8 protein-coding genes are annotated in these 9,987 nt (G+C 46.0%); 2 read left to right on the top strand and 6 right to left on the bottom strand.

Annotated features, from left to right (window positions below; translation table 11 throughout):
• A partial coding sequence (locus V2H45_RS23205; protein ID WP_330486067.1) for a GGDEF domain-containing protein occupies positions 1 to 1,137 on the top strand: 1,137 nt, incomplete at its 5' end.
• A 26-nt stretch (positions 1,138 to 1,163) separates the two neighbouring features.
• Here V2H45_RS23205 and minE read toward each other — a convergent pair.
• The 4 genes from minE to V2H45_RS23185 form a co-directional block, all read right to left on the bottom strand.
• Positions 1,164 to 1,508: a cell division topological specificity factor MinE gene (minE, locus tag V2H45_RS23200; protein ID WP_330486066.1), complete on the bottom strand. Its 345-nt coding sequence runs from the start codon at positions 1,506 to 1,508 to the stop codon at positions 1,164 to 1,166.
• Between the two features lie 12 nt (positions 1,509 to 1,520).
• The gene (gene minD, locus V2H45_RS23195) at positions 1,521 to 2,324 is read right to left on the bottom strand and encodes a septum site-determining protein MinD (protein ID WP_330486065.1); all 804 of its coding nucleotides are present in this window, start codon (positions 2,322 to 2,324) and stop codon (positions 1,521 to 1,523) included.
• 71 nt (positions 2,325 to 2,395) lie between these two features.
• The gene (gene minC, locus V2H45_RS23190) at positions 2,396 to 3,454 is read right to left on the bottom strand and encodes a septum site-determining protein MinC (RefSeq protein WP_330486064.1); all 1,059 of its coding nucleotides are present in this window, start codon (positions 3,452 to 3,454) and stop codon (positions 2,396 to 2,398) included.
• 45 nt (positions 3,455 to 3,499) lie between these two features.
• On the bottom strand, positions 3,500 to 5,989 hold the full coding sequence (locus V2H45_RS23185) for an ATP-dependent Clp protease ATP-binding subunit (RefSeq protein WP_330486063.1): 2,490 nt from the start codon (positions 5,987 to 5,989) through the stop codon (positions 3,500 to 3,502).
• A gap of 32 nt (positions 5,990 to 6,021) precedes the next feature.
• On the opposite strand from V2H45_RS23185, the gene V2H45_RS23180 reads away from it, so the two are divergent.
• Complete coding sequence (locus V2H45_RS23180; protein ID WP_330486062.1) at positions 6,022 to 6,315, top strand: hypothetical protein; 294 nt, start codon at positions 6,022 to 6,024, stop codon at positions 6,313 to 6,315.
• A gap of 158 nt (positions 6,316 to 6,473) precedes the next feature.
• Here the strand turns inward: V2H45_RS23180 and V2H45_RS23175 are convergent, their stop codons facing one another.
• Together V2H45_RS23175 and V2H45_RS23170 are read right to left on the bottom strand one after the other, a co-directional pair.
• On the bottom strand, positions 6,474 to 8,606 hold the full coding sequence (locus V2H45_RS23175; RefSeq protein ID WP_330486061.1) for a serine/threonine-protein kinase: 2,133 nt from the start codon (positions 8,604 to 8,606) through the stop codon (positions 6,474 to 6,476).
• 72 nt (positions 8,607 to 8,678) lie between these two features.
• On the bottom strand, positions 8,679 to 9,662 hold the full coding sequence (locus V2H45_RS23170; RefSeq protein WP_330486060.1) for an endonuclease NucS domain-containing protein: 984 nt from the start codon (positions 9,660 to 9,662) through the stop codon (positions 8,679 to 8,681).
• Between the last annotated feature and the right edge of the window lie 325 nt (positions 9,663 to 9,987).

The raw sequence follows: 9,987 nt of genomic DNA, 5'->3' as shown, positions 1-9,987 counted from the left end.
AACTCAACGCTGATGCCTTTTCTAATGCTCTCAATCTTTTGTCCTGTACTTAGCACTGAAACAGTAAAGATTCAGGAAGTGCTGGAAACATCTAGGCAGGCTCTACAAACAACTGCTGAGCAGTTAGAGGTGCGACTCGATGAGTTAGATCAACGCAATCAAGAAATGATTTTATTACGGAAAATCAGTGACTTTCTGCCAGCCTGTTTAACTGTTGACGAAGCTTGTGCCTTGATTACGAAGCGCGTACAACCCTTGTTCCCCAATTGTTCGGGTAGTATTTTAATTATTTCTAACTCTCGCGATCGCTTAGAGATAGTGGCATCTTGGGGAGATGAGACCTACTCAGAACCCATTTTCGATCTCAATGAATGTTGGGCGTTACGTCGCGGGCAAGTGCATTGGATCGATCGCGATCGCCAAGACCTACTTTGCAAACACATCGATCGCCAACATCCTCCCATCGAATCCCTTTGTATTCCTATGATTGCGCAGGGTGAAGCACTAGGCTTAATGTATGTGGGCACATCTATCCCCAATCAATTGACTGAAGCCAAGCAACAACTTGCCCATACTGTAGCTGAACAAATGAGCTTGGCAATTACCAATATTAATATGAGAGAAACTTTGCAAAATCAAAGCATTCGAGATCCTCTCACCGGTTTATTTAATCGCCGCTATCTTGAGGAATTTCTAGCAAAAGAGATTCATAGAGCAAAGCGCCATCAGTCTTCTTTAGGTGTGATTATGCTCGATATAGATCACTTCAAACAATTCAACGATACTTTGGGACATGAGGCTGGTGACCTTGTTCTTCAGGAATTAAGCCACCTCCTAAAGCTGACAATTCGAGCTTCAGATATTGCTTGCCGATATGGTGGTGAAGAAATGACACTGATCCTACCAGAAGCTTCTTTACTGGTAACGGCTCAAAAAGCAGAGGAACTACGGATCGCGATCTCAAAACTCAAGCTAAACTATAACGGCAAAATGATGGAGCCAGTCACCGCTTCATTGGGAGTGGCTTGCTACCCCGAGCAAGGGACAACAGGATCTGCGGTGATTCAAGCTGCTGATGCTGCCCTCTATCGCGCTAAGGCTTTGGGACGTAATCAAGTTGTTATCGCAAATCAATAACTCGCGAACGTCAGTATCAAACTACCCTAAAAGTCAGTTTTTTCAGGTCGCGGAGATAACTCAAGTTCAGATGCAGGCAAGACTTCTGGGGCAGGTTCTTGGGGCTCATCTCGAATGGCACGAATGGGCAGATTTGCCACAACGATCGTATTGCGCTGATCGGACTCAAGTCGAATATCAAGGCTATCTTCATCAAGCTCGACATACTTTGAGACTACCTGCATGATCTCTCGGCGCATCTCATCAAACATTTGTGGTGTCAGGGCAGCGCGATCGTGCGCCAAAATAAATTTTAGTCGCTGCTTGACCTTAGCACTACTGGGAGTGTTGATACGATTCGGAAAAAGTCGGTCGAGCAGTTCAGAAATCATGGTAAACCTTATCTAGGAATTGCCAGTAAGCCAACGTTGCAGGCGCGACAAAAGTGTATCACGGGGGGCATCAAGATCGAGAAATTCGACCTCTTTTCCATCTAATCTTTTTGCCGTATTTTCATAGGCAATACCTGCTAAGGGTAAGTTCTCTGACAGGACAAGTGGTTCGCCTCGGTTGGTGGAGACAATTACTTGCTCGTCGTCGGGAATTACACCAATTAGCTTAACCGATAAAATTTCTAAAACATCCTCGACGCTCATCATGTCATTATTCTTGACCATCTTGGGGCGCAGGCGGTTAATGATCAGCTTGATATCTTTAATCCGATTTGCCTCTAGCAACCCAATGACGCGATCGGCATCGCGCACGGCCGAAATTTCAGGAGTGGTAACGATAATAGCTTCTTTTGCCCCTGCGATCGCATTCTGAAATCCCGTTTCAATGCCCGCAGGACAATCAACGAGCACATAGTCAAAATAACGACTCAAAACCTCAACCAAAGCCTTCATATGCGCGGAAGTAATTGAAGTTTTGTTACGAGTTTGGGGCGCAGCTAAAAGCGAAAGATTTGGTTGCCGCTTATCCTTAACTAGAGCCTGATCGAGTTTACATTCGCGGTTGATGACTTCGAGAGCGGTATAAACGACCCGATTTTCTAAGCCCAACAATAGATCTAGATTCCGCAGTCCAAAATCAGCATCGACTAACACGACTTTTCGCCCAAGCTTGGCTAGAGCCATACCTAAGTTTGCGCTAGAAGTAGTTTTGCCTACGCCTCCTTTACCGGAGGTAATAACGATTGTGCGACTCATGGTTGACATCTAGTTAAAAGCAAAGAAGTTAAGAGTAAGAACAAGAAGCAAGAGACCTTAGCAAGAATACCCTAGGTTGTCGTTTTTAAGGAAGCGTGATCGACAGCCTTGACAATGCGAATATTGGGTACCCCAACCGTACTAACCAAAGCGACCTCAGGGCAAAATGTTGTGCTGGGCGTCTCCACACGGGCAATAAAATCAGCGATGCGGATCTGTGTTGCTTCTAGATGCAGTGCCATAATCACTGCTTGGGCATTGCCTTTTGCCCCGGCATGGGCTACCCCTTTCAGTTTTCCCCATACAATAATGTCGCCATCGGCAATGATTTCACCGCCTGCATTGACATCACCATACACAATTACAGTTCCTGCATGACGAATCTCAGTACCCGATCTTACCGTCATTTTGACGTATAGCGGATCTTCAATGGGGTCGGTGGGGATGGGATTAAACCCCGGTAAGTTGTGGAGCAATGTACCTTGCTCGACCGAAAAGCCAGCGGTAGCGGCATTGATTGCCGTTTGGCGGCGATGGGTGGCAATACTATGCAAGGTTAACTCATAGACCTGTAACGCTTCTGCGAGTTCTTGCATTTGACGCGCATCTAAAAGACGATCGCCCACTTGCAAATAGACCTGAGTTCGAGGTTGCCAAAACCTTGCACCCGCCTGCATACGCTGCTCGAGTTGTTCTAACATCTCGGTCCAGCTAAATGTTGAGTAACTGGCACCCTCTGTATCTTGTAAATCTCTGTCAGTTGGTAATATTAGGTTTAGTTTGCCCGCGATCGTCTTAAATCGCACCTGTGATATGTCATTGAGCAAACTGAGTGCAGGATCGGATTCGGGTTTTACACTTTCAGGCTCGGCTACAACTTCAGGAAATTCTAGAGAGGACAAATCCCCCTTACTAGCTTTGTCCGCACTAATTTTTTTCTCACTAGTTTTATCGTCACTGGCTTTGTCGCCAATCACTTTAAGAGCGGACAAATCCCCTTTGCTGGTCGAAGCGCCACTAACTTTATCCCCACTTGCCTGCACAGAGCTTAACGATGCAGAACCTTCTGAGGACGAAGTTTCGGGAGGACTTTTAATGGTAGTTACGGATTCATCTGGATTCATGGGCATAATTTAGCACCCCCATGGCAACAAGTCCATGAGGGTGCTAAAAATTTAGTTAGAGGAGGGCATGAGTTGCAAATTATCAGAACCCGTTAAGGCTGGTGTCTGATCGATACAAATGACCTTGCCATCATCATCTACGTCCATCATCACAGATGCCCCTTCGCGTACCTTGCCTGTGAGGATCTCCTCGGCAAGGGAGTCTTCTAGTAAACGCATGATTGCTCTGCGTAAGGGTCTAGCGCCATAGCTGGGGTTATAGCCCTCCTGTACCAGTAGATCTCTAAAGCGATCGGTGACAGTCAGGACAATCTCTTTCTCCTTGAGTCGCTTGAATACCTCAGCCAGCATCAAGTCAGCAATTTCCTTGACCTCATCCTTATTCAGTTGTCTAAATACGATGATTTCATCAAGGCGATTGAGAAATTCTGGACGGAAGTATTGCTTCAGCTCTTCGTTAACTAAAGAGCGGATGCGGGTGTAGTGAGAATCTTCTTGATTTTCGGCAAAATCAAACCCGAGTCCACCGCCACCTTTTTCGATCACCTTAGACCCAATATTAGAGGTCATGATCAATAGGGTGTTCTTGAAGTCCACTGTCCGACCTTTAGAGTCAGTCAGGCGACCATCTTCGAGAATTTGTAGTAAGAGGTTAAATACGTCGGGGTGTGCTTTTTCAATTTCGTCAAATAGCACGACCGTATAAGGACGACGACGCACAGCTTCGGTAAGTTGACCGCCTTCGTTATAGCCAACATAGCCAGGAGGCGAACCAATCAGCTTAGAAACAGTGTGCCGCTCCATAAACTCCGACATATCCAAGCGGATCATCGCTTCTTCGGCACCAAAGAAGTAGGCAGCTAGGGCTTTGGTCAACTCTGTTTTACCCACACCTGTAGGACCAGAGAAGATAAAGCTAGCAATGGGACGGTTGGGATTTTTGAGACCTACACGGGCGCGACGGATAGCGCGCGAGATGGCGCGTACTGCCTCTTCTTGACCAATGAGACGTTGGTGCAGGGTGTCTTCCATCTGCATCAACTTCAAAGATTCAGACTCAGTCAGCTTGCTGACGGGCACGCCTGTCCAAGAGCTGACAATGTAGGCGATGTCCTCTTCGTCCACAATGGGCATTTCTTCGTCTTTGGTCGTTTCTGTCTTTTTGGTCTGGGTCAGGGTGCGGATTTGCTGTTTGATCTCGATTTCGCGATCGCGTAGCTCACCGGCGCGATCGAAGTCTTGAGATCTGACTGCTTCGTCTTTTTCCTTGAGCAATTGGCGTAGCTCTTTGTCTAGTTCCTTGGCAGCAGGTGGCAACTGTGAGTTGATCAGGCGGACTCTAGAGCCAGCTTCGTCGATCAAGTCGATCGCTTTGTCAGGCAAGAATCGATCGGAGATGTAGCGATCGGATAGCTTGGCAGCAGCAACTACAGCAGCATCAGAAATTTTGAGCTTGTGGTGTTGCTCGTAGCGTTCGCGCAGACCATAGAGGATCTCAATGGTTTCCTCGACACTGGGCTCGCCCACCTGTACGGGCTGGAATCGACGTTCGAGGGCAGCATCGCGTTCGATATGCTTGCGATATTCATCGAGCGTGGTTGCGCCGATGCACTGAAGTTCGCCTCTGGCTAGGGCAGGCTTAAGGATGTTGGCAGCATCGATCGCACCTTCTGCGGCTCCTGCACCGATCAGGGTATGCACTTCATCAATTACCAAGATCACATTTCCTGCCGTGCGAATCTCGTCCATGATTTTTTTGAGGCGTTCCTCAAATTCACCGCGATATTTTGTGCCTGCCACGAGCAAGCCAATATCTAGGGTCACGACGCGCTTGTCTTGCAAAATGTCAGGAATATCACCAGTGGTGATGCGCTGTGCCAAACCTTCAGCGATCGCAGTTTTACCAACCCCAGGTTCGCCAATTAAAACAGGGTTGTTTTTAGTACGCCGGCCGAGAATTTGAATTACCCGTTCGATCTCTTTCTGGCGACCTACAACTGGATCGAGTTTGCCTTCGGCTGCCATTTGGGTAAGGTTCGAGCCAAATTCATCAAGGGTGGGGGTCTTTGTACGACCTTGCGTGCCACCACCTGTAGATACTTCGGCGGTTTCACCAAGCATACGGATGACTTGTGTCCGCACCTTAGAAAGATCGACGCCTAGATTTTCCAGAACTCTGGCAGCAACGCCTTCACCTTCACGGATCAGTCCTAAAAGTAAATGCTCGGTACCAATATAGTTATGTCCTAGTTGTCTTGCTTCCTCTAGGGAAAGCTCAAGCACTCGTTTAGCCCGTGGGGTAAAAGGAATTTCCACAGCGACAAAACCAGAGCCACGCCCAATAATTTTTTCGACTTCGATGCGAGCATCCTTGAGGTTTACACCCATCGATTTTAGGACTTTGGCAGCAACGCCAGTTCCCTCTCCGATCAGGCCCAAAAGAATCTGCTCTGTCCCTACGAAGTTATGACCTAGGCGACGAGCTTCCTCTTGAGCCAGCATGATTACTTTAATTGCTTTCTCTGTAAAGCGTTCAAACATGGCGTTTCCCCATAATTTGCTGCGTTCTGGTTATGGTTAATACTAACACAGGCGAGATGGGTTTTCGCTTGTACGGGTTTTACACCAAAACGTGGGGATCAACCGCCCTTAGACGACATGATGCGATCGCAGGGCTCACACATTTGGCGGTAAATTTGGATCGACGCCTAAAGCCCGAAGTTGTGCCTCTAAGTCCAGAATTTTCTGTTCTGCTTGGGTTGCTCGATCTGCCTCCCGTTCGGCACGTTGTTTTTCTAGGCGAATTTGCCAATCGCGCTGGGCAGTGGCTTCTTGAAAATTGGGGACAACTTCACCCTGAGCTGTGAAATAACGAGCATATTCACCCGCAATGCCTAGATATAGCTGTAGTTGTTCGCTCCAGAGATAACCACGATTGTCAGGCTGGATCTCTTGATATTTGAGATCGATTAACCGAAATCATTTAAGCTCGCGCTTCGTTGGGCGGGGATCGCACCAAAAGTATTCAGGGGGATTTGTCCTCTCTACACCATATTTTGAGGGTTTTGTCCTTGCTGCCACTGACTAGCAGATCGCCATTGCCAACGGCGAGACAACTGACTGAATCTGTGTGCCCAGAAAGCATATCTAATTCTTTACCCGTACTGACTTGCCACAGTTTTAACGTTTTGTCCCAACTTCCACTAATTAATGTTTTACCATCGGGACTAAAAGCGATCGCTGAAACTGCCCAAGGATGTCCAGAGAGCGTGCGTAGAATTGTGCCATTTGCTACATTCCAAAGTTGGATTGTGTTGTCGTCGCCTCCCGTCGCCAAAAGTTCGCCATCGGGGCTAAACGCGATCGCGTTTACTGCCCAAGTGTGACCTTGTAGCGTTTGGATGAGCTGAAATCGCTCTAGATCCCATAGCTTTACGGTTCTATCGGTACTGGCGCTGGCAAGGATTGGGGCGGTCGGCGAAAAGGCGATCGCATTGACCGCAAGGTGATGTCCCGTAAGTGTGGCAATTAATTTCGCAGTTGGTGCAGTCAGACCTTGCTCGAATTCAAGCGACCATAGCTTAATCGTTTTATCCGCACTTCCACTCGCCAACCAGAGGCGATCGAAATTCATCTCGGCTTTAGTTGGGTATGCAAACGCTACAGCATTCACTGCATGGCTGTGTTCGGTAATCGTGAGTATTTCTTGCTGCGCCTCCAAGTCCCAGAGCTTGATGGTTTTATCTGCACTCCCACTCGCTAGAAATCTCGGATTTTTGGCTTTATGTAAATTCTCTTGTTCTCCTGTTTGAGGAATTTGTTCTGTAGGTGAATATTCTGTAGGTGAATATATAGATGCATAGCTAAGAGCCTTGACAAAATTGGTATGTCCAGTCAAGCAAGCGATTTGTTGTTGCGATCGCCAATCCCACAGACGAATCGTTTTGTCATCACTGGCACTAGCGATCGTATCTGGGGTGAGGATAACTACAGCATTCACGCTGGCAAAGAGTCCTTCATGTCCGATCAGGGTGCGATCGCATCGCCATTCAGATAATTTTTTCGCGGGTCGATCCATAGGTATAGGAGAGAATATCTGTTTCACACCAGACTTGATTCCCGATCGATTCATCAGTTTGAGGATAGCCGCAGCGGTGGAAAAGCGTTTGCTCAGGTCGGGCTGAATCATGCGATCGAGAATTTGACCGAGGAATTGTTCGAGTAAAGCTTGCTGCCTCAGGGGAAGGGATTCGGCTTGAGAATGCCAATAGGGTCGCCAGTTCCAACAGTTATCGACAAAATCAAACAGGCTAAAAGGGCGCATCCCTGTAAGTAAGTGAATGCAAGTAACGCCCAAACTATAAAGATCGCTAGCAAATACAGCTTCGCCTCTGACCTGCTCGGGAGCCGCATATTCTGGACTGCCGATCGCTTTTCCCTGTTGCGCCAACTTAAATTCTGAGACGAATTGAGCTGTACCAAAATCAACCAAGGCAAAGTCTTTCCATGTTGTGCGATCGCCAAGCGAAGTGGCAGAACGACAAATAATATTGCTCGGTTTTAAATCGCAGTGAATAATTTGATGGGCGTGAACGAACTGTAGGACGGGCAGAATTGCTTCTAGGATGCTCCATACTTGCAGGTTACTGAAAGTAGATGGTTCTGAATTCCCAAACTCCGAATTCTCGATTTCTGAAAGGGCGATCGCGAGATTTTTACCTTCAATATATTCATGCACTAAATAGAGATATCCTTCCATCTCAAAGCTATCGAGAAGAGTAGGAATTTGCGGATGTTCGCCCAGTTGCTTTATGCGGCAGTATGCATCCCGTAGGGAATCGCTTTCCTGTTGAAATCGTACTTTTATGCTTTCTGGGTTTTCTGGATTGAGGTTTTGTTGCCACAACTGTTTTACAACCACATACCTTTCAATATGCCGCTCATCCTGCTCAGAGGATTCCATAGAGAACTGGGAATCAATGGCAAGGAAAGTTCTGCTAAATCCTCCCTGACCTAAAACTTTTACTGCACGATAGCGATTCCCTTCGGGATGCATACTGCCGCGTAAAGTTAAGGTTGAACCACAATTCCTACAGAATGTTTCGCGATCAGGATTCTCAGGCTTTTGGCAATTGGGGTTAAAACAGTAAATAGACATGCATGAAGCCAATCGTTTAGAGTGTATTTTCAAGGCAGTTTGGCAGTCTAAGATTCAGCATCGGTTTTAAACTTAACTTCTTTCGAGATTAACTTTGATTGCTAAATCTAATAATCTATCAAGATTTTGATTGGCTATATCTAAACCGATCTCATCTAAATAGCGCTCGATAGGCAGTGGTAATTCAGTTGGGTTGCGGTTTGTTGGCGACCAGTAGGTAACTGTTCTTACATTCCTAAAATCCGAATCACAATTTAAGAACATCCTGCCAATACCTGAATTGCGATTAAATCGCAGAAAACTCTTGGGAATGGGCAACCAAAGGTGAAGTCTGAGGGAATTAGTTTTAATCAGCGTGCGAGGTGAAATACACTTTAGCTGACAACAAGGCTTCGTTTTCCCGCGCCCATAAAAGATATCTTTCCCTTCTTTTATTTCTCTGATACGGCGATCGCAACCCAGTATTTTTTCCCGCAGTTTCAAGATTTCTGTTTTAGCTGAAGGTGAGAGATCGTCTAGAACATTCATCAACATTCTTGAAGGCGGTTCTATATTGCGTTCGATTTGCTCGGAGGTTTCATCTCCTATCTCAATAAAAGGAATTGGTTCTTGGATCGTAATTTCTTTGCGACCTTCTAGATGAAGATGTAAATAGAAATGATTTGTTTGATTGAGAATTACAGATCGAATGAATTCGATCTGTAATAGATTGTAGCGACGGTCAATAAAATTATGTTTGTGGAAGTCCGGAGCGATGGCAATTAAACGAATGGGCTGGCTATAGTCTACTAAATCTTTAAAAGGTTGGTCAGTCTTTAATCCATGATAGTAACGAGTGAGTTGGTGGATGATATAGCGATCTTCGCAATTTTTTAGCTCTAAAACGACAAGTTGATTGTTGGCTGTTTTAGCCAGAATATCACAGTACTCTCCTTGGATTCCGTACTGACGTTTCAGTGGAATAAGATCTAAGGCAGTTTCTAAATGATTCCAAACGAAGTCCTCTAAAAGTCTTTCTTCTGAGAACTCCCAACCCTGTTCGATCTTTCTTAACACGCTCTTTAATCCTGTAATTCACTCTCATCAGCAATCAGTTCCATCCCTGCTGCCACAGGATCGAAATTCTCACTAAACTTTGTGTTTTTATTGTAATAGCAATACTTAAAACATCCAGAGGTATAAGTCGAGAACTTTAAATCTTGTAAGTCTGCATCTGAGTAATCCGCTCCCTGAGAGTTAAAATCACTAAGGGTTACTTTCTGAAGATTACTCTTATAAAAATTAGCGTGAGAAAAATTACCAGACAGGCAAGTCGAACTCAAATTAGATTAGAGTTGTTGGGAAATAAAAACAAGTTGTGGACAGGGTTTTCCTCTTCCCT

This window comes from Tumidithrix elongata BACA0141 (assembly GCF_036349135.1).
GTDB classification, from domain to species: domain Bacteria; phylum Cyanobacteriota; class Cyanobacteriia; order Pseudanabaenales; family Pseudanabaenaceae; genus Tumidithrix; species Tumidithrix elongata.
Note: the sequence above shows the minus strand (reverse complement) of the source record. Positions and strands in the feature narration are given on the sequence as shown.

What these genes read in the sequence shown, in the direction of transcription:
- V2H45_RS23175 (WP_330486061.1), bottom strand. Translation starts at nt 8,606, where the DNA reads ATGTCTATTTACTGTTTTAACCCCAATTGCCAAAAGCCTGAGAATCCT.
- minD (WP_330486065.1), bottom strand. Translation starts at nt 2,324, where the DNA reads ATGAGTCGCACAATCGTTATTACCTCCGGTAAAGGAGGCGTAGGCAAA.
- minE (WP_330486066.1), bottom strand. Translation starts at nt 1,508, where the DNA reads ATGATTTCTGAACTGCTCGACCGACTTTTTCCGAATCGTATCAACACT.
- minC (WP_330486064.1), bottom strand. Translation starts at nt 3,454, where the DNA reads ATGCCCATGAATCCAGATGAATCCGTAACTACCATTAAAAGTCCTCCC.
- V2H45_RS23180 (WP_330486062.1), top strand. Translation starts at nt 6,022, where the DNA reads ATGGTTAATACTAACACAGGCGAGATGGGTTTTCGCTTGTACGGGTTT.
- V2H45_RS23185 (WP_330486063.1), bottom strand. Translation starts at nt 5,989, where the DNA reads ATGTTTGAACGCTTTACAGAGAAAGCAATTAAAGTAATCATGCTGGCT.